The organism is Actinomadura sp. 7K507, from assembly GCF_004348425.1.
In the GTDB taxonomy this organism is placed as follows: domain Bacteria; phylum Actinomycetota; class Actinomycetes; order Streptosporangiales; family Streptosporangiaceae; genus Spirillospora.
In genome coordinates, this window is the sequence record NZ_SMKK01000204.1 from 1 (window position 1) to 18,003 (window position 18,003).

18 protein-coding genes and 2 tRNA genes are annotated in these 18,003 nt (G+C 70.6%); 8 read left to right on the forward strand and 12 right to left on the reverse strand.

The genetic code is table 11. The features are described from left to right. The first annotated feature begins 509 nt into the window (after window positions 1-509). The 3 genes from E1285_RS34035 to E1285_RS34045 all read left to right on the forward strand — a co-directional run bounded on the left by E1285_RS34035 (window position 510) and on the right by E1285_RS34045 (window position 2,494). Complete coding sequence (locus E1285_RS34035) at window positions 510-767, forward strand: Rho termination factor (protein WP_132158693.1); 258 nt, start codon at window positions 510-512, stop codon at window positions 765-767. After that, window positions 768-1,127, forward strand: a complete 360-nt coding sequence (locus tag E1285_RS34040) for a VOC family protein (protein ID WP_132158694.1) — start codon at window positions 768-770, stop codon at window positions 1,125-1,127. Window positions 1,128-1,393: 266 nt separating this feature from the next. Then, on the forward strand, window positions 1,394-2,494 hold the full coding sequence (locus E1285_RS34045; protein WP_132158695.1) for a Vms1/Ankzf1 family peptidyl-tRNA hydrolase: 1,101 nt from the start codon (window positions 1,394-1,396) through the stop codon (window positions 2,492-2,494). Between the two features lie 47 nt (window positions 2,495-2,541). Here the strand turns inward: E1285_RS34045 and E1285_RS34050 are convergent, their stop codons facing one another. After that, entirely contained in the window at window positions 2,542-3,351 is an 810-nt protein-coding gene (locus E1285_RS34050; RefSeq protein WP_132158696.1) for an SDR family NAD(P)-dependent oxidoreductase, read from the reverse strand. Window positions 3,352-3,425: 74 nt separating this feature from the next. Between E1285_RS34050 and E1285_RS34055 the strand changes: the two genes are divergently transcribed. Beyond that, window positions 3,426-3,977 carry a MarR family transcriptional regulator gene (locus E1285_RS34055; protein WP_207947010.1) on the forward strand — a complete coding sequence of 184 codons (552 nt, stop codon included), beginning with the start codon at window positions 3,426-3,428 and terminating at the stop codon, window positions 3,975-3,977. Window positions 3,978-4,139: 162 nt separating this feature from the next. On the opposite strand, the gene E1285_RS34060 is transcribed toward E1285_RS34055, so the two are convergent. Next, window positions 4,140-4,212 (reverse strand) — tRNA-Ala (locus tag E1285_RS34060). A gap of 90 nt (window positions 4,213-4,302) precedes the next feature. After that, entirely contained in the window at window positions 4,303-4,743 is a 441-nt protein-coding gene (locus E1285_RS34065; RefSeq protein WP_132158697.1) for a hypothetical protein, read from the reverse strand. Window positions 4,744-5,090: 347 nt separating this feature from the next. On the opposite strand from E1285_RS34065, the gene E1285_RS34070 reads away from it, so the two are divergent. The 3 genes from E1285_RS34070 (at window position 5,091) to E1285_RS34080 (ending at window position 9,187) form a co-directional block, all read left to right on the forward strand. After that, entirely contained in the window at window positions 5,091-6,569 is a 1,479-nt protein-coding gene (locus E1285_RS34070) for an alpha/beta hydrolase (protein WP_207947012.1), read from the forward strand. Between the two features lie 183 nt (window positions 6,570-6,752). Then, entirely contained in the window at window positions 6,753-7,346 is a 594-nt protein-coding gene (locus tag E1285_RS34075) for a TetR/AcrR family transcriptional regulator (RefSeq protein WP_132158699.1), read from the forward strand. Next, window positions 7,343-9,187 carry an alpha/beta fold hydrolase gene (locus E1285_RS34080; protein WP_132158700.1) on the forward strand — a complete coding sequence of 615 codons (1,845 nt, stop codon included), beginning with the start codon at window positions 7,343-7,345 and terminating at the stop codon, window positions 9,185-9,187. The genes E1285_RS34075 and E1285_RS34080 overlap by 4 nt, the downstream gene beginning before the upstream one ends. Before the next feature lie 109 nt (window positions 9,188-9,296). On the opposite strand, the gene E1285_RS45900 is transcribed toward E1285_RS34080, so the two are convergent. The 8 genes from E1285_RS45900 to E1285_RS34120 form a co-directional block, all read right to left on the reverse strand. Continuing rightward, entirely contained in the window at window positions 9,297-9,719 is a 423-nt protein-coding gene (locus tag E1285_RS45900) for a hypothetical protein (RefSeq protein ID WP_165966867.1), read from the reverse strand. Window positions 9,720-10,075: 356 nt separating this feature from the next. Next, window positions 10,076-10,672 carry a TIGR03086 family metal-binding protein gene (locus tag E1285_RS34090; protein WP_132158701.1) on the reverse strand — a complete coding sequence of 199 codons (597 nt, stop codon included), beginning with the start codon at window positions 10,670-10,672 and terminating at the stop codon, window positions 10,076-10,078. Next, window positions 10,669-11,235 (reverse strand): sigma factor-like helix-turn-helix DNA-binding protein, encoded by a 567-nt coding sequence (locus E1285_RS34095; protein ID WP_243723240.1) that lies wholly within the window; start codon window positions 11,233-11,235, stop codon window positions 10,669-10,671. Before E1285_RS34095 ends, E1285_RS34090 begins: the two co-directional genes overlap by 4 nt. A gap of 570 nt (window positions 11,236-11,805) precedes the next feature. After that, window positions 11,806-11,878: transfer RNA gene (locus E1285_RS34100), tRNA-Ala, on the reverse strand. A 78-nt stretch (window positions 11,879-11,956) separates the two neighbouring features. After that, a complete protein-coding gene (locus E1285_RS34105; protein ID WP_132158702.1) occupies window positions 11,957-12,619 on the reverse strand; it encodes a histidine phosphatase family protein in 663 nt (220 codons plus the stop codon). Further along, the gene (gene rsfS / locus E1285_RS34110; RefSeq protein WP_132158703.1) at window positions 12,612-13,025 is read right to left on the reverse strand and encodes a ribosome silencing factor; all 414 of its coding nucleotides are present in this window, start codon (window positions 13,023-13,025) and stop codon (window positions 12,612-12,614) included. Before rsfS ends, E1285_RS34105 begins: the two co-directional genes overlap by 8 nt. A gap of 177 nt (window positions 13,026-13,202) precedes the next feature. Beyond that, complete coding sequence (gene nadD / locus E1285_RS34115; RefSeq protein ID WP_132158704.1) at window positions 13,203-13,808, reverse strand: nicotinate-nucleotide adenylyltransferase; 606 nt, start codon at window positions 13,806-13,808, stop codon at window positions 13,203-13,205. Window positions 13,809-13,860: 52 nt separating this feature from the next. Beyond that, on the reverse strand, window positions 13,861-15,147 hold the full coding sequence (locus E1285_RS34120; protein ID WP_207947014.1) for a phenylacetate--CoA ligase: 1,287 nt from the start codon (window positions 15,145-15,147) through the stop codon (window positions 13,861-13,863). 102 nt (window positions 15,148-15,249) lie between these two features. On the opposite strand from E1285_RS34120, the gene E1285_RS34125 reads away from it, so the two are divergent. Then, entirely contained in the window at window positions 15,250-16,284 is a 1,035-nt protein-coding gene (locus E1285_RS34125) for a M48 family metallopeptidase (protein WP_132158705.1), read from the forward strand. A gap of 62 nt (window positions 16,285-16,346) precedes the next feature. On the opposite strand, the gene E1285_RS34130 is transcribed toward E1285_RS34125, so the two are convergent. Further along, window positions 16,347-18,003 (reverse strand): TIGR03767 family metallophosphoesterase (locus tag E1285_RS34130; RefSeq protein ID WP_132158706.1); only part of this gene is annotated, 1,657 nt, incomplete at its 5' end.

An 18,003-nucleotide genomic window follows, 5' to 3' on the forward strand; every position in this document is an offset into this window, starting at 1 on the left:
AGCCGATCAACCAAGATCTTTTCGACGAACGGATGGCCCACCAAGCCCCACGCAACGACGAACCAACAGGCCGAAGCCCACCGAAGATCGTTTCGCAGGAGACGCCCTGCGGGCCGGCCACCTTGCGATGTCCTGCATCCCGTCCGGGCTTGCCATTCAAGAGTACCCCGGCTCGAAGCAAGCTACGAACCGTTTTCTCTGGTTGGCGTTTCCCCGGGGCCGTCCGCCTGTCGGCGTCCCGCATCCCCTTGGGGCACGTCAGAGATTAGACATCCCCGGAGACTCCGTCAAATCATGCCGTCCGCTCCTCGTCCAGCTTCGGGAACCCCCTGCTCACAGGCGGTTCAGACGTCTCACGCAAGCGCCGCATCCCGCGATCTCGTCGGGCGGGACCGGCCCGCACGGGAAGCCTGCGGGGTGCCGTGCGGTGGTGACTGTCACAGTGCCGGACGGGCGGACGCCTCGGCGGCAGCGATGTGTGGCGCACGTATGTGGGGTACTTGACCGAAATGCCTAGAGCGCAGATCAAGGACGAGAAGACGTACCAGAAGCTCCGCGATAAGGGCGAGAGCAAGGAGAAGGCCGCGCGGATCGGGAACGCGGCTGGTGGTCAGGGTAAGAAGAAGGTCGGGCGCAAGGGTGGCAAGAGCCCCTCCTACGACGACTGGTCGAAGGACGAGCTGCTGAAGCGCGCCCGAGAGATCGGCGTCAAGGGACGTTCGTCGATGACCAAGTCCAAGCTGGTCCAGGCGCTGCGGAACCACTAGATGGAACTCGTCTTCGTCCTGGACTGCCGCGACCCCGATGGTCTGGCCGACTTCTGGGCTTCGGCGCTCGGATACGAGCGCGGCGGGTACGAGCCGCCGTACGTCCCTCTCACGGACTCGTCCGGGAAGGGGCCGCGGCTGCTACTGCAGCGCGTCCCCGAGCCGAAGGTCACGAAGAACCGGATGCACGCCGACCTGCGAATCACCGACATGGACGCGGAAGTCGCCCGTGTCACCGCGCTCGGCGCCAGGGTGCTGCGCGGCCCGTTCGTGGACGACGGCTGGCCGACCACGGTCCTCGCCGACCCCGAGGGCAACGAGTTCTGCCTGATCGGCCCACCGGAGACGGAGAGGTCATGAACGCGGTCGTCGACACCGTGCGCGGGCAGAAAGCGACCTACGCAGCGAAGCGGACCTTCCACTCGGCTCCTACCTCGGCACTGTGGCCGTTTACGGGCTGACCACGGAAGGGGCCGATGGCTGCCCGGCTCATCAAGCGCCGCGATGGCGGCGGTCCGGGCCGGCCGCAGCTCGTCTGCCGCTAGAACCCCGTAGTCCGCCGAGGTGCGAGTCCCAGACGCCACTTTATTTACGTTTGTCCCAGATCAGGCGGGTACGGCCATCTCATGGATCTGTCATTCCTCAAGACGCTGTACCAGCATCCGGGCCCCTACGCCTCGGTGTACGCGGACCTCACCCGGACCACCGAGGACGCGTCCAAGGCAATCGAGCTGCGGTGGCGGGCGCAGCGCGCGGACCTGGAGGCACAGAACGCCCCGAAGGGCATGCTCCACGCGGTCGAGCAGACCATCGACGAGGAAGTGCGGCGGCGCCGCTCCGAAGGCCTGGTCATCTTCGCCGCGGACGACGAGGTGGTGCACAGCGAACGGCTCAGCGACGCTCCCCCGACCCCCCGGGCGACGCTCGCCCCACTCCCGGACGTCCTGCCCTACCTCGCCCAACGCGGTGAGAGGTTCCCGCATCTGCTGGCCGTCGTCGACCGTCGCGGGGGCGCGATCGACTGTGTCACCGCCACGGGGAAGCACCAGCACATCGACGTGCAGGGGGACGAGGACTACCCGATCCGCAAGACGAAGGCGGGCGACTGGAACCAGTCCCGGTTCCAGCGCTCGGCCGAGAACGTCTGGAAGGCCAACGCCAAGAAGGTCGCCCACGAGATCGACCGCGCCGCCGAACGCTGCGGCGCCGAGGCCATCGTGATCGCCGGCGACACCCGCGCACGCAACGCGGTCCTGGAAGAGGTCTCGGAGCACGTCCTGGAGCGCACCGTCGAGACCGACAAGAACACCACCGTCGACGACCCCGACCTGGACGACGAGCTGCGCCGTGTCCTGGACCTGAAGACGACCGAGCACATCATGACCGTCGCCGAACGCTTCGACCGCGAGCTCGCCAACGGCCAGCGAGCCGTTTCCGGCCTGCCCGCCACCACCGAGGCCGTCCGGCAGGGCCGCGTCGAGACGCTCCTCCTCGACGAGGACCCGGACTCCACCGACCGCCTCTGGGTCGGCCCGGACCCCGCACAGATCGCCGCCACCGCCGACGAACTCCGCGACGAGTTCGGCGTGACCGACCCTCGCGAAGACCGTGCGGACGCCGCCCTGGTCAGAGCCGCGGCCGCCATGGACGGCGAGCTGATCGTCCTACCGTCCAACGGCTCGACCCAGCCCGTTCACGTAGGCGCCGTCCTCCGCTTCACCGCCTGACGCCACCACAGCCCGACCGCCCTCGCCGGCGAGCAGGGCGAAGGCTCTCAGAAGCGGGTGTCGCGTACCGTCGCTTCGCAGCGATCCAGGTCGGCGAGCTGGGAGGTGAGCTTGGCGCGGATGCGATCAACGGCTTCCGGACCGAGCGGAAGGCGCAGCGGGGACGCCGGGTCGTCGACGGCGTCCAGGATGATCTGTGCGGCTCGGTCCGGATCGTTGGGCTGGTGCCCGTCCTGGTCGGCGAATTTCTGGCGCACGCGTCCGGCGGGGGTGCCGGCGTAGGCTTCGTTCGCCGAGGCGAAACGCATGGAGCGGCCGGCGAAGTCGGTACGGAAAGGCCCGGGCTCAACGATGGTGACGCGAATGCCCCAGGGAGCGACTTCTCCGGACACCGCCTCGGAGAAGCCCTCGAGTGCGAACTTGGACGTGCCGTAGGCGGCGTGCCCCGGGTTGGCGACGACGCCGCCGACCGACGACATCTGCACCACGTGGCCCCGCCCGCGTGCACGCATGTGCGGCAGCACCGCCCTGGTCACCCGCAGCACCCCGAGCAGGTTCACGTCCAGGACGGTTCTCAGGTCGTCGTCGGTGAGTTCCTCGGCCACCCCGGCGAGCCCGTGCCCGGCGTTGTTCACCAGGACATCGATCCGCCCGTGCGTGCGAACCGCCTCGTCCACGGCCACGTCGACCGTCTCCTGGTCCCGGACGTCGAGCCGTAGCGCATGTTCGAAGGAGCCCTTGATCGAGGCGGCATCACGTGCCGTGGCGACGACAATGTCGCCGCGACGCTGTGCGGCCTGCGCCAGCGCCAGTCCCAGTCCCCTGTTCGCGCCCGTGACCAGCCAAACCTTCGCCATGCCGGCGCCACCTCCACCGCAAGTACCTTGATACTCAAACAAAGTATCTTGGGGCTCAAGTAAGATGCAACGTCATGGGAGCACGCGAGGAGACCGACTCGATCGACCGGGACCTGCCCACGTGGACGCGGGACATGGTGGACGTGGATCCCGGCGTCGAGGCGGCTCGGCAGCGCATCGGCCGTCTGGCCAGGATGTTCACTCGCTCCTTGGAGCAGGTGGCGAGCGAGGAGGGTCTGAGCGTCGCGGACTGGGAGGCGCTCTCAGTGATCGTGCGGGCAGGCGGCCGGTGCACGCCCACGGCCCTGGCTCGTGCCCTCCGGCTCACGTCGGGAACGGTCAGCACACGCTTGAACCGGCTCCTTCAGGCAGGCTTGATCACGCTGGGCACCACCGACACCGACGGCCGCTCGCGGCCGGTGTCCGTCACCGATGAGGGTTTCGCGCGATGGCAACGGGCCACAGCCCGCCGCACCCGGTCCGAGCGCCAGATCTTCGACGAACTCACCGTTGACGAGATCGACAGCCTGAACGACCTGCTACGCCCCTTGCTTCACCGCTACGAGGCCGCCCTCGGGACGGCCGCCCGCCACGACCTCACCGGACAACCTCGGCCGGAGTCATAAAGAACACCAGGAAGGACAGGCGGCAGCGGCCTAAGCGCCAGCAGCAGACAGGGCGTGGGGCGGAGCCGCACATCGAGGTTCCAAGGGGTCGCCCCCTGGATCAGAACGACGAAGGAGTTGCAGGCCTGCGCTCTACGCAGGCATACCTCTGCCAACTCCGAGTGGAGCTATGGGGATTCGAACCCCAGACCTCCTCCATGCCATGGAGGCGCGCTACCAACTGCGCCATAGCCCCGTGTAGACGAGGAAAAGCTTAGTGCACATCCGGAGCGCTTCGGACGGCGCGGGCTGCGGAGGGACGTCCCTCCGCAGCCCGCGGGGCGTCTCAGTTCCTCGTCGGGGTGTACGAGTGCCACCGGTCGTTGACCGTCGGCACGTGGATGGTGAGGCTTTTCGGCCACTCGACCGGGACGCCGAGGAGCTTGCTGTCCTCGACGGTCTGGCCGGTCTCGCTGGTGTACTCGGTGTCGAGCTCGCTCGTGTAATCGTCCTGCTGAGCCGCTTCCTGATGCGTCGCTTCCTGATGCGTCGCTTCCTGCTGCGTCTCGTCCTGGTGCTTCGCCTCGTTCATCGAGCAGAGGGTCCGGCCGATGTCGGGCTGGTCCGGGAGCAGCTTGAAGTAGGAGAGGATCTTGAGCGCCTCGGCGCACTCCCCTTCGGTGTAGGTCTCCTCGGCCGGCGGCGGCGCCTCCTGCGCCCACGCGGGTGCGCCGATCGGGGTCACGGCCGCCGCGGCCAGTACGACGGGCAGCAGCCTTGCGGACATCCGGCTTCTCATGGGTCAGCCTCATCTCGATCATGCATCGCCACCCCGTGGCGTTCCCGCATGATCGACATCCTGAAGCGCGGCCGGACGAAAGGTAGCCGCGACCATGGCCAACCCTTTGCGGTCAGGTCCAGAGGACGTCCTGGCCCCGGAGGGGCGGCGCCCTGCGGTGTCCACCGATCGGTGGACGTGAGGTTCGACCGTTCGAGGCTGTCGGCGGCGGTGGACCGACGGCCAGCCTTCAGGTGATGGATCGCGCTCCTGCGCCGTCCCCTCGCTGAAAGGCAGTCAGTTTGATGCGTACTCGACGGGCTCTCGTCCTTGTCCTCGCCCTCTGCGTGCCGGCCGTGGCCGTTGCCGCCGCGCCGACCGTCGCGGTCGCCGCCCCCGCGCTCCACCCCCGGCCCGCCGCCGCGGGTATCGCGCCGTCCACCCTCACCTGGCGGCCTTGCGCCCAGCCCGGCGGCCCGGCCGGGCAGGAGTGCGCCGAGCTGCCAGTACCGCTGGACTACCGCTCCCCGGACGGCCCGCGGCTCACCCTCGCCGTTTCGCGGCTGCGCGGCGAGCGGCCGCCGGCCCGGCGCGGAACGCTGATCGTGATCCCGGGCGGGCCGGGCAGCTCCGGGGTGCAGCGGCTCGCGCAGAAGGGTGATGCCATGAGGGAGGCGCTGGGCGGCGCGTACGACATCGTCAGCCTCGATCCGCGTGGCGTGGGCGCGAGTACGACGGCGAGATGCGGTCTCGACGAGGACGACCGGCACCTGGTGACACTGCGGTCCTGGCCAGGGCCCGACGGGGACATCACCGAGAACCTCGCCGGTTCCCGCCGCATCGCCGCCGCCTGCGCCCGCAACGGCGGCGCGGTGCTGCGCAGTTTCACCACCGCAAACCAGGTGCGCGACATCGACCTGTTCCGGCGGGCGCTGGGTGAGCGGCGCCTGTCGGCGTGGGGGATCTCGTACGGCACCTACGTGGCGGCCGTGTACGCGCAGAAGTACCCGCAGCACACCGACCGCTGGGTGCTGGACAGCAGCAACGACCCCGCCCCCGAACGCGTCGGGCGGGGCTGGCTGGCGAACTGGGCGCAGGGCGCCGACGACCGGTTCCCAGACTTCGCCGCCTGGGCGGCCGGCCCGGCGCGCGACAGCGAGGGCCTACGGCTGGCGGAGCGGGCCGAAGACGTCCGGCCGCTGTTCCTCGACCTGGCGGCGCAACTGGACCGCGCACCGAAGCGGACCACCACCGCCGGCGTACCGCTCACCGGCAACCGGCTGCGGCAGGCGATGCAGAACGCCCTGTACAGCGACGCCTCCTTCCCCTCGCTGGCCCGGCTGGTCAAGCAGGCCCAGAACCCGGACGCCACGCCGGTCCTGACCCCGGACGTGGCCGGGCCGCTGCCGGATGAGGACGCGGCCGTGGCGCTCGCGGTCATCTGCAACGACGTACGCTGGCCGGCCAAGCCGGTCTCCGCCTATCAGCGCGCCGTAGCCGCCGACCGCGCACGACACCCGCTGACCGCGGGGATGCCCGTGAGCATCAACCCCTGCTCCTTCTGGAAGCACGCGCCCGCCGACAAGCCCACCCGGATCACCGGCAAGGGCCCTTCCAACATCCTCATGATCCAGAACCGGCGCGACCCCGCCACCCCCCACTTCGCCGGCCTGAAGATGCGCCGGGCGCTCGGTGACCGAGCCCGCCTGGTCACCGTCGAGCACGGCGGCCACGGCGCGTATCTGAGCAACGGCAACCGCTGTGGCGACCACAGCGTCAGCAGGTTCCTCACCACCGGCCACCGCCCACAGCACGACACGCGCTGCACGGGGTAGCCACCACGGCCCATGTCCGCTGCCGGGCTGCCGCAATGCCCCGGGGCTTCCGGAGCCGGGCATGACACGAGATCCGATCGGCTGTGAGGACGTCCGCTCTACCTGCGGGGCCCTCTTGTCGATCTCGCGTGGCGCGGGCGGCGCCGTCTTGTCAGAATATATAGACCGGTCTATTGTTTCCCCATGGCTGAAACCAAGGGAGCCAAGACCAGCATGCGGCTGGCGGAGTCGATGCTGGAGCTGATCCAGCGGCACGGCTACAGCGGCACGGGACTCAACACGGTGGTCGAGCACGCGGGTGCCCCGAAGGGGTCCCTGTACTTCCACTTCCCGAAAGGGAAGGAGGCGCTGGGCGAGAGGGCCGTCGAACTCGCGGCCGCGCGGTTCGGTTCCCTCGTCGCCGGCTCGGCGCTGGAGTCGGCCACGCCAGGTGAGGTGGTGCGCCGCGTGATCGACGCACTGGCCGCGATGCTCGACGACGGCGACTTCCAGCTGGGGTGCCCGGTCTCGGTGGTGACGTTGGAGATGGGCGCGCGGAGCGGCCGGCTGCGGGAGGCGTGCGCGAACGCCTTCGAGTCGTGGATCGCACCGGTGACCGAGCTTCTCGTCACGCACGGCCGCCCCCGTCCCGCCGCCCGCGCCACGGCGACAGCCGTGGTCAGCATGGTGGAGGGGGCGGTGATCGTGTCGCGTGCCCAGCGGTCCACCGAGCCGCTGCACTGCGCCGCCCAAGCGCTCGCCGTACTGCTGGACCAGGACACGGAGACCTCATCGTGAGCGCCACGGAGCGGCACGCACTGGTGCTGGGCGCGAGCGGCTTCATCGGACGCCACCTGGTGCTCGCGCTCGGCCAGGCCGGCGTCCGGGTGAGCACGGCCAGCCGGAGCCACGACGCCTACCGGCACCTCGCCCGGTGGCTGGGCGAGCACGGACACGACCATGCCCCGGCTGATCTCCGGGTCGATTTCACCGAGCCGTCGCTGATCGAGGGCGACTGCGACGATGTCACCGAGATCTACAACTGCGCCGGCGCGTACCGGTTCGGGATGTCGGCGGACGAGGCACGCCGCGCCAACGTCGACACCGTACGCGCGGTCGTCGCTTTCGCGGCGCGATTGCCGCACCTGCGCCGCCTGGTCCAGGTATCCGGGTACCGCGTGGGCGGGCAGGACCCCGCCCGCTGGAGCGAGGAGCGCAGAAGGGAGACCTACCGGTCCCTGGGCGCCTACGAGGCGTCCAGGGTCGAGGCGGACGCCGTTTTCCAGGCCGCAGCGGAACGACTGGGCGTTCCCTGGTCCATCGTCAACCCTGCCAGCGTGATCGGTGACAGTGCCACCGGCGAGTCCGACCAGTACCTCGGGCTCGCGTCCAGTGTGAAGGACATCTGGCAGGGCTCTCTGGCGGCGGTTCCGGGGAACGAGCGGACGTTCGTCCCCGTCGTGGCGGCCGACTACCTCGCCCGCTTCATGACCCTGCTTCCGCTGGACGTGGCCACCGAAGGCACGGCGTACTGGCCGCTGGACGACGACACCCCGCCCCTGCCCGGCCTGCTCGCGCTCGTCGCCGAGCACTACCGGACCGAGCTGCCCCGTGCGCGGATCCCCGTTCCGCTGCTCAAGCGCCTGCCCCAACGGCTCACCAAGGCCGATCCGGAGACCCTGACGTTCCTGTCGAGCGATCGCTACCCCACCGATTCGGCACAGGTCTTCGCCGCCCGGCACGGGCTGGCCATGCCGGACACCACCACGACGATCCGCCGCTGGGCCGACCACCTGGCGGCGCACCGTTTCGGGGACGCCCCCACAGGCGGCAGACGGTTCACCGCACCCGGCGGGGTTCGGACGTTCGAGCTCGGCGAACCAGGGGCGCCCACGGTGGTGCTGCCAGGTCTGCCCGTCAACGCCGATACCTGGGCACCGGTCGTCACGGCGATGGACGACGCCCGCGCCGTCGACCTGCCGGGGCTTGGGATGAGCGCGGGGGGCCGCGACGACTGGCCGTCCTGGCTGACGGCCCTGGTGAGCGAAACCGGCGCCCGTCATCTGGTCGGCCACTCCGTCGGCGCCGCGGTCGCCGTCGAGGCCGCCGCAGCCCACCCCCGCGCGGTGGAGCAGCTCACTCTCGTATCGCCGTTCTTCCTGCAGGCACCCCCGGCCTACGTCGCCAAGTGGGCGCCACTGACCCGCAGGTACCTCAGCCGCGCAACCCCCCGGTCGCTGGCCGAGCGGCTCACCGGCAACGCGGCGCACGCGACCGCTCTCCGATCGAGTGCGGCGGACCTTCGCCGCGGCGCCATCGCAGCCACGACCTCCCGCCTGCTGGCCGCCACCGCCAAGCCGCAGTGGCGCGCGGACCTCCGGGCCGAGCTGAAGCGGTACCCCGGGCGGGTGCACGTCATCGTGGGAGCCCGCGATCCACTCACCCGCGAAGGACGGGCCCTGCTGGACACTCTCCCGCACGTCACCGTGACGGTCATCGCCGACGCGGGCCACCACCCCCAGCTGACCCACCCACAGGACGTGGCCCAGACCATCGCCGAGCACAACGCCTCCCCCGGCTCCGGGGAGTCGCGCCGGCCGACGAAGGTCACGCCGCCGGCCCGGCGGAACACGGCGTAGCGGAGGCCGTCCGGACCGTCGGCGTTCAGTTCGGCGAACACCCGCTCCACCCGTTTCTGGTTTTCGTCGGCGGCTTCGGGACGTGTCGTGTAGCGGACGATCGTTGCTTTCACGGCGTGTTCCTTACGGGTTCCGGTACAGGGACGAGCGGGGTCTGGATCAGGGACTTTCGCGGGGCCAGGAACGCGGGGACCGTTGCGAGCAGGGCGATCGCGGCCGCTACCCAGAGGCCCCGAACCCGGCCCGTTTGGCCTGCTCTCGCAGATGGTCGGCGCCGTCGTCCGGATAGTTCGAGCTGTCGTTGCTGCACACGGCGCTGCGCGATCATGAACAGCGAGCCGATCAGCGAGGTGTGCTGGAGGAGGGCAACGGCGTTCGCGGTGATGAACCCGCGGCGCCGTAAGTACTCCAGCGGCAGCATGGGGTGGCGTGTCCGGCGCTCCCAGCCGGCGAACGCGGCTACCAGCACGGCCCCGGCCACCAGCGCACCGATCACCTCGGCGGTGCCCCAGCCGACCGCGGGCGCCCGCACCGGCGCCCAGGTCAGCGCGAACAGCCCGGCGGCGATCAGGACCAGCCCGACCGGATCGAGCTGCGGCCTGGGACCCCGGCTCTCCCTGAGCCGTGCCGCCGCCCAGCTCCCGCTGGATCGCGGGCAGAGCGGTCGAGACGACCACGATGTCGAGCGAGGTCAGGAAAGCCCCGATGGGTGCCAGGACCAGCGTCCAAGCCGCATGAGGGCCCCGCCGGGCCGTTAGGGCAGCTGCCATTGCGCGCTCCAGTTCTCCGGGCGACCGGTCATCCGGTCGTCCGGTTGGGTGCTGTTCGGAAGTTCGCTGCGTTCGAAGGATGTTCTGATCCGCTGGACGGACCTTTTGGGGCCGGCCGTCAGGTTCTGGGGTCACGGCCCAGGTAGGCGGTGAGGCGATCGCTGGGGCAGGAGGGCGGCCGAACGGGGACGGGCTCGGCGAACAGGGGATACCGGCCACCGGCGTCGACCGTGATGTGGGCGATCTCCAGCATTTCGGCGGCCAGTGTGGGAGGGATCGGACGACGCAGTCCCAGCGCGCAGTAGATGTCCCAGCCGTGCACGGCGACCTCGATAGCGCCGATTCCTGCGGTGGAGCAGGCCATGAGCGGCAGGCCGCCGATGGCCAGCGGACGGTCGCCGTCGCCTGCGGCGGTCCAGGCGCCAAGCACGGTACGGGCCCGTCCGCGCAGGGAGGCTACGAGGTCCTCGGCGCGAACCGGATCGTGCCGGAACGGGGCGGGTACCGGGGATACCGATATCCCGCCGGTACGTATCGCCGTGCCCAGCGCATCGAGCGAGTCGTCGACATGCAGGAGGAGCGCGCGTAGATCCCAGCCCGCACAGGGCGTCGGCCACGACAGCGACCGCTCGCCGATCTCCACCAGGCACCCGAGCGTGTAATCGATCGCCCTTTCCAGCATTTCGACGCCGTTCCCGAGAGCCCCGTCCGTCATGGCGACACCGCCGGGGCCAGGGAGTCGGGCAGGCCGAAGACACCGAACAGGCCCGGGTCGAGGAAGGCCACGATCCGGGTGCCCCCCGTCCTGGTCACCGTGAGCACCTGGACGGAATGGGCGCGGTAGGTCCCGTCGGCCTCGAGTTTGTAGACCGCGGCCGCGGGCTGGCCGTTGGCGGTCGTCGGGACCATGCGCGTGGAGTGGGCCCGGCACACGCCGGCGATGAACTGCATCACCGGCGCGCGGCCGAGGAACCAGGTCGGTGTCGGCGGCATCTCCAGGACGACCTCCGCACGGAGCAACCGGGACAGCCCGTCCATGTCGGCCTGGTGAAACGCCTCGATGAAGCGGTCGAGCGTGGCGCGATGGACCGGATCGGTGGGTTCGACGACGTCCTCTTCCGCGCCGGCGGCCTCCTCGACCTGGGCGCGGGAGCGCAGCAGCAGGCTGTTGACGGCCGCTGTCGTGATGCCGAGGAACTCCGCGACCTCCGCGGCCCGCCAGTCCAGCACGTCCCGCAGGATCAGCACGGCGCGCTGCCGGGCCGACAGTCGCTGCATCGCGGCGACGAACGCTGCCCCGGCCGGTCGTGGCCGGGTCCTCCGGTCCCGTACGGATCAGCGCGTCCGGAACGGGTTCCAGCCAGGCCGCGCCTTCCAACGCGGGCGCGGGCGGGCTGTCGGGATCGTCGCTGGGCGCGCCCAGGCCCGAGGGCAGGGGGCGGCGGGCGCGTCCTCGGTGTCATGGACGGAGCCGAGCATGCGATAGCAGTGCGCGATCAGCTCACCCCTGAACGGGTCCGTGAGCCGGGTGAACTCGTCCTGATCCATCATGCTGGCCAGCCTCCGCAACGGGCGAGTGGACTGGGCTCACCGAACGGCGCTCCCACATGACTAGACCCCGTCGGCGGCGCGAACTCATCAGCGCGACATAACGATCGTGGTAGCACGAGACCAGGGCTGTAGCTCCGGAGCCTGGCGGCCCACTGGTTTCCCTGGAGTCCCTGGCGGACGAGGAGTTCACCGAAGGATGGACGGCTCGAACGGCACACATCCAGCACGTCTCCGGATCCCCGGAAAACAACGAACCCTCGACCAGAGGTCGAGGGTTCGTGGAACGTGGCGAGTCGGTGGAGCTATGGGGATTCGAACCCCAGACCTCCTCCATGCCATGGAGGCGCGCTACCAACTGCGCCATAGCCCCGCCGCTGCGTGGACGTTCATCCCGCAGCGCGTCGCCAGTGTATAGGACGGCGAGCGTGGGTCTCGAATCGTTTCCGGGTCAGGTCCCCGTGTCGGGGCGGTCGTCGCTGAGGACGAGCTCGGGGAGGGTGCCGGCGTTGTGCTCGACGAGGCGCCAGCCGCCGTTGCGCATCTCGGTGACGACGGACCAGCAGCAGTTGGACAGGCCGCCGAGGCGTTCCCAGACCTCTTCGGGGAGGCCGATCAGGTGGGACATGCCGAGCCGCAGGGCGGCGCCGTGGGAGGCGACGACGAGCTGGCCGGTGGGCGGCAGGTCGTCGAGGGCTCGTTCGAGCGCGCTGCCGACGCGTTTGGCGACCTGGGCGCTGGTCTCTCCGCCGGGCGGCTCCCAGCGGGCCCGCTCGGCCGGGTAGCGCTCGCGGATCTCGCGGGCGCTGAGCCCCTCCCAGGCGCCGCCGGCACGTTCGACCAGGTCGTCGTCGTAGCGGACGGGGAGCCCGGTGACGTCGGCGAGGGCCTGGGCGGTGTCGGCGGCCCGGCGCAGCGGCGAGGCGAGCAGGGCCGTGGGGCGGAGCCCGGCGAGGAGGCCGGCGGCGCGACGGGCCTGCCGGACGCCGGTCTCGTCGAGGGGGATGTCGGTCCTGCCCTGGAAGCGGCCTTCGACGTTCCAGGCGGTCTGGCCGTGCCGCCAGAGGACGAGGCGCCGGCGGCCGGGCTCGCGGGTGGTGCGCGTGTCACTCACTCGGGCTCCCGACGGCGCGGGCGCGGCCGTTCCGGTGGGCGGTGACGCTCTCGGGCAGTTCGAGGAGGGGGCAGTCTTTCCAGAGCCGTTCGAGGGCGTAGAACATGCGGTCTTCCTCGTGCTGGATGTGCACGATGATGTCCGCGTAGTCCAGCAGGACCCAGCGGCCTTCGCGTTCGCCTTCGCGGCGGACGGGTCTGGCGTCGGCCTCTTCGCGGAGGCGTTTCTCGACTTCGTCGACGATGGCGCGGACCTGGCGGTCGCTGGGGGCCGAGCAGAGCACGAACGCGTCGGTGATGACGAGCTGCTCGCTCACGTCGTAGGCAAGGATGTCGTCGGCCAGCTTGTCGCCTGCCGCCTCGGCGGCGATCCGGACGAGCTGCGCCGCCCTCTCGGATGCGGTCACGATGCGCTCGCGATCCTCCCTGTAGGGGTCGTCTCCGCTAACACCTTCTCACGGGTGGCGGTCAACGGACCTCTTTGTCGCTGTTCGCCCGCAATGCTATTGCGGCCCTGCTCTTTCCAGGGTATGCGGCGCGTGGGACGACCGGTGTCCCGTGTGGGGGACGGCGGTTTCGGGGAGTCATCCGCCGGGAGCGACGCGGTAAAGGTCGCGCTTGTTGATGTACTGGACGATCCCGTCCGGGACGAGGTACCAGATGGGTTCGCCGGAGTGGACGCGGTCGCGGCATTCGGTGGAGGAGATGGACAGCGCCGGAACCTCCATGAGGGAGACTCCCCCGTTGGGCAGGCCGGGGTCGGCGAGCCGGTGGCCGGGGCGGGTGACGCCGACGAAGTGGGCCAGTTCGAACAGTTCCTCGGTGTCCTGCCAGGTCAGCATCTTCTCCAGCGCGTCGGCGCCGGTGATGAAGAACAGGTCGGTGTCGGGCCCGTGGAGTTCGCGCATGTCGCGGAGCGTGTCGACGGTGTAGGTGGGGCCGGGACGGTCGATGTCGACGCGGCTGACGGAGAAGCGGGGGTTGGACGCGGTGGCGATCACGGCCATGAGGTAGCGGTCCTCGGCGGCGGCGATCTTGCGGGGCTCCTTGTGGGAGGAGATGCCGGTGGGCACGAAAACGACCTCGTCGAGGGAGTAGAAGTGCGCCACCTCGCTCGCGGCCACGAGGTGCCCGTGGTGGATCGGGTCGAACGTGCCGCCCATGACCCCCAGCCGCCGCTTTTGCGTCATGACGACGAGAATAACCGCGCGGGACGGTGCCCGTGACGGTAGGGCTCCTGGATCAGGTCAGGCCGGGCAGCGGCGGGCCGCCGTCATCCCAGGAGACGACGCGGACGGCCTTGCCGACCTCGACGCGGGGCACGGTGCCCTCGGGCAGGACGAACACCTCGGCGGACAGGCCGAGCGACTCGCCCAGGCCGTGGGCGAGTTCGTCCCGGGGGTCGCCCGACAGCGCCTCGCAGGCGACGAGGAGGCGGACGGCGGGGCCGCGGCGGTCGACGACGAGCTGGTAGTGCGGCCCGACGAGCCCGGTGCCCAGCAGGACGCGCTCGACCTCGCTCGGGTACACGTTGACGCCCCGGACGACGAGCATGTCGTCGACGCGTCCGAGGACCTTGCTCATCCGGACCAGGGTCCGCCCGCAGGGGCATTCGCCGCGGTCCAGGGACGCGATGTCGCCCGTCCGGTAGCGCAGCAGGGGCAGGGCCTGCTTGGTCGGCGTCGTGAACACCAGTTCGCCGGGTGTGCCGTCCTCGACCGGCCGGCCCGTCTCGGGGTCGACGGTCTCGACGATGAAGTGGTCCTCGTTGACGTGCAGGCCGTCCTGCTCCACGCATTCGGTGGCGACGCCGGGGCCGATGACCTCGGAGAGGCCGTAGATGTCCATCGCCTTGATCGGCAGCACGTTCTCGATGGCGGCGCGCAGTTCCTCCGACCATGGCTCCGCTCCGAACAGGCCGGCTTTCAGCGCGTGCGGTTCGGCGCCCGCCTCGGCGAGGGCCTCCCCCAGCCGCAGCGCGTAGGCGGGGGTGCAGGTCAGGACGTCCGCCCGGAGGTCGGCGAGCATCCGGACCTGCCGTTCCGTCATGCCGCCCGACATCGGCACCACGGTCGCGCCGAGCGCGACGGCCCCCTGGTGGATACCGATCCCGCCGGTGAAGAGCCCGTAGCCGTAGGCGTTGTGGACGATGCTGCCCGGCGACGCCCCCGCGCAGGACAGGGAACGGGCGCACATCGCCGCCCACAGGTCGAGGTCGGCCTTGGTGTAGGCGACGAGCGTCGGGCGCCCGCGCGTCCCGCTGGACCCGTGCACGGCGGCGACCTGGTCGCGGGGAACGGCCAGCATCCCGAAGGGGTAGTTGTCCCAGAGGTCCTGCTTGGTGGTGAAAGGGAGGTCACGGAGTTCCGCGAGCGTCACGTCCGACCCGCCGCCGACGCCGGCATCCTTGAGCCGCCGCCCCTGCACGCCGCCGGCCGCGAGCAGCCGGTCGACCAGGCCCCACAGCCGGTGCCGCTGCAGCGCGGCGCGCTCGTCCGGGGACATCGCCTCGGCTTTCGGGTCGAACATCGGTCGCCTCCCGGGCGGGGCCAGAGCCGGACGGGGTCCCCCTTCCACGACACTGCGGGGAACCCTGCGGCGCGGTGGTTCGTCGGAACTACCATGCCAGACATGACGGAGAACACACCGGATCGAGCACGTACGCGGTTCCCGGGGATCAGTTCCCGGGCCTACGAACACCCGGCGGACCGATCGGCGCTGGTGGCGCTGCGTTCGCTGTCCGGGTTCGATGTCGTGCTGCGCAAGCTGTCGGGGCTGGTCAACGAGCGGTCGCTGAGGCTGATGTTCCTCGGCGGCACGGTGCGCGTGGGCGAGGACCAGTTCCGCAACATCTACGACATGGTGCGGGACGCCTCCTACGTCCTGGACATGCCGGAGGTACCTGAGCTGTACGTCCGGCAGGACCCGACGCCGAACGCGATGGCGCTCGGCTCGGACCACCCGTTCATCGTGCTGAACACCGGCCTGATCGACCTGCTGGACGACGAGGAACTGCGGTTCGTCGTCGGGCACGAGGTCGGGCACATCCTGTCCGGGCACGCGGTGTACCAGACGATGATGCAGATCCTGCTGCAGCTCGGGTCGCGGCTGGCGTGGCTGCCGCTCGGCAACGTCGGCATCGCGGCGATCATCATCGGGTTGCGGGAATGGTTCCGGAAGGCGGAGCTGTCGTCGGACCGGGCGGGCCTGCTGGTCGGCCAGGACCTGGACGCGGCGAAGCGCGTGAACATGAAGCTCGCCGGCGGCGTCCGGCTCGGCGAGATGAGCGGCGAGGCGTTCCTGAAGCAGGCGCGCGAGTACGACGAGGCCGGCGACGTGCGCGACGGCATCCTGAAGTTCCTGAACCTGCTCGGGCAGTCCCACCCGTTCGCGGTCATCCGGTTCTCCGAGATCGACCGGTGGGCGCGCAGCGGCGAGTACGAGCGGATCCTGGCCGGGAACTACGAGCGCCGCGACGACGACGGCAGCGCTTCGGTCAGCGACGGGATCAAGGACGCGGCCAAGTCCTACCGGGAGTCGTGGGAGCGCACGGCCGACCCGTTCGTCGGCAAGGTCCGCGACATGGCGGACGCGGCGGCGGGCGCGGCCGGCGGGCTGTTCGACCGCTTCTCCCGCCGGGACAGCGGGCCGACCGACAGCAACTGAGGACGAGGGACCAGGGGCCGCCGCGACACGGACGCGGCGGCCCTTCCTGTTCCCCGGACGCCCTAGAACGGGGCGGGGAGGAGGAGTTCGACGTTGCGGTCGGCGGTCTCGCCGCGGCGGTTCTCGTCGCGGTCCTGCCAGTCGTTGCCCGCGATCTCGCGGGACAGGGACGCGAGCCGGATCGGATCGCCGAGGCCGCCGCCGTAGGACGCGGGGCCCGCCGAGTCCAGGATCGTCGTGAAGATCGACAGCGTGCCGTCGCCGTTGTCGGCGAGTTCGACGATGCGGCTCTGCTGCGGGAAGTCGATGTGCGCGGCCGTGTTGACCTCCCAGAACCCCCCGCCCCCCTGCCGGGCGTGCGGGATGACCTCGTTCCGGTGGGTGTGGCCGTTGACCCACAGGATGGCGTTGGGGTAGCGCAGGAGGAGCGCCTGCACCTCGTCGCCCAGGACACGGTCGCCGCCGAGGAAGTTCTCCATCGAGCCGATGGGGTGGTGGCTGAACAGAACGAACAGCCGGTCCTTCACCGCGTGCCTGACGACCGAGCCGTCCGCGGCGAGGTAGCGGCTGCTGCCCGCCTTCAGCTGGGACTCCAGCCACGCGAACTGGTCCTTGTCGAGTGATCCCTCGGAGTAGCCGTTCTGGTTGACGGTGTCGAGGACGAGACCGCGGACGATGCCCTTGTCGAACGCGTAGTAGGCCGTCCCGTCGCGGAGGTTGGCCCAGGTGAAACCGTGGCCGCGCAGGGGCTTGCTCGTTTTGAAGTGCTCGGCGACGACCTCGGCGCGCGACAGCAGCCGACGGTCCCAGTCGGGGGTGACCTGGCGGAACAGTCCCCCGGCGGCGCCCTGCTCGCGGCTGAGGCGGACGAGTTCGGCGGCGTCGCCCTTGCTGACCATGCGGGCGAGGCGCTCGGCCTGGCCGCTGTCCGCCGGTGCGCCGATCTTGATGCCGCCGGTCGCGAGGCCGGAGATGAGCGGGTTGACCGGCAGGTTGCCCTGGATGAGGCCGTCGTGGTTGCCGAAGACCGCGTACCAGGGGGAGTCGAGGCCGGACGCCTGGAACGGCCTGCGCGCGGCGTCGATCAGGCCCTTGATCTGCGGGAAGCCGTACTTGGTGATCGCCAGGTCGGCTTCGGCGCCAGGCGGCGGCCCTTCGGGGTGCCAGTAGGCGCGGTCGTAGGCGGCCCAGTCCATGACGCCCTCGTACCGGCCGGGGTCGCCGGAGTCGGGCTTGATGCGCCCGCCGTCCAGCAGGTCGATGATCCAGCGGACCTCGTTGTACTGGGCGTTGTCGGTGGTGTCGCCGGTGTTGATGGTGAACGCCAGCCGGAGCCCGGTGGCGGGGCCGTGCCCGACCTCGTTCATCGCCTGCACCATCGCCTCGCCGACCTGCGTCGACAGGATCTCCTGCGGACGGTAGCCGCCCTCGGGGAACCCGCTGATCATGTCCCTGAAGCGGTCGATGAACTCGACGCGGGCCGGGGACTGCGCGTCGAGGACGTGCACGTCGGTGAGGTGCCCGAAGGCCAGGACGCCGCGGCGGGTGGCGGCGCGCCGCGCCGAGGCGGTGCCGCCGAGGTCGCGGCGCAGGAGGTGCGGCTCGCCCGGCCCCGCGACCACGGGACGGTACCCGCCGGTGCCCGCGGCGCCGAGCACGTAGGTCCGGTCGAGGGTCGTCCCGGCGGCGGGGCCGCGCAGCGCGGGGGCGGCCGCGGCG

Bases quoted from the DNA above. Each gene is read 5' to 3' on its own strand.
- E1285_RS34035 (WP_132158693.1), top strand. From the start codon at position 510: ATGCCTAGAGCGCAGATCAAGGACGAGAAGACGTACCAGAAGCTCCGC.
- E1285_RS34040 (WP_132158694.1), top strand. From the start codon at position 768: ATGGAACTCGTCTTCGTCCTGGACTGCCGCGACCCCGATGGTCTGGCC.
- E1285_RS34045 (WP_132158695.1), top strand. From the start codon at position 1,394: ATGGATCTGTCATTCCTCAAGACGCTGTACCAGCATCCGGGCCCCTAC.
- E1285_RS34050 (WP_132158696.1), bottom strand. From the start codon at position 3,351: ATGGCGAAGGTTTGGCTGGTCACGGGCGCGAACAGGGGACTGGGACTG.
- E1285_RS34055 (WP_207947010.1), top strand. From the start codon at position 3,426: ATGGGAGCACGCGAGGAGACCGACTCGATCGACCGGGACCTGCCCACG.
- E1285_RS34065 (WP_132158697.1), bottom strand. From the start codon at position 4,743: ATGTCCGCAAGGCTGCTGCCCGTCGTACTGGCCGCGGCGGCCGTGACC.
- E1285_RS34075 (WP_132158699.1), top strand. From the start codon at position 6,753: ATGGCTGAAACCAAGGGAGCCAAGACCAGCATGCGGCTGGCGGAGTCG.
- E1285_RS34090 (WP_132158701.1), bottom strand. From the start codon at position 10,672: ATGACGGACGGGGCTCTCGGGAACGGCGTCGAAATGCTGGAAAGGGCG.
- E1285_RS34095 (WP_243723240.1), bottom strand. From the start codon at position 11,235: ATGCAGCGACTGTCGGCCCGGCAGCGCGCCGTGCTGATCCTGCGGGAC.
- nadD (WP_132158704.1), bottom strand. From the start codon at position 13,808: ATGACGCAAAAGCGGCGGCTGGGGGTCATGGGCGGCACGTTCGACCCG.
- E1285_RS34120 (WP_207947014.1), bottom strand. From the start codon at position 15,147: ATGTTCGACCCGAAAGCCGAGGCGATGTCCCCGGACGAGCGCGCCGCG.
- E1285_RS34125 (WP_132158705.1), top strand. From the start codon at position 15,250: ATGACGGAGAACACACCGGATCGAGCACGTACGCGGTTCCCGGGGATC.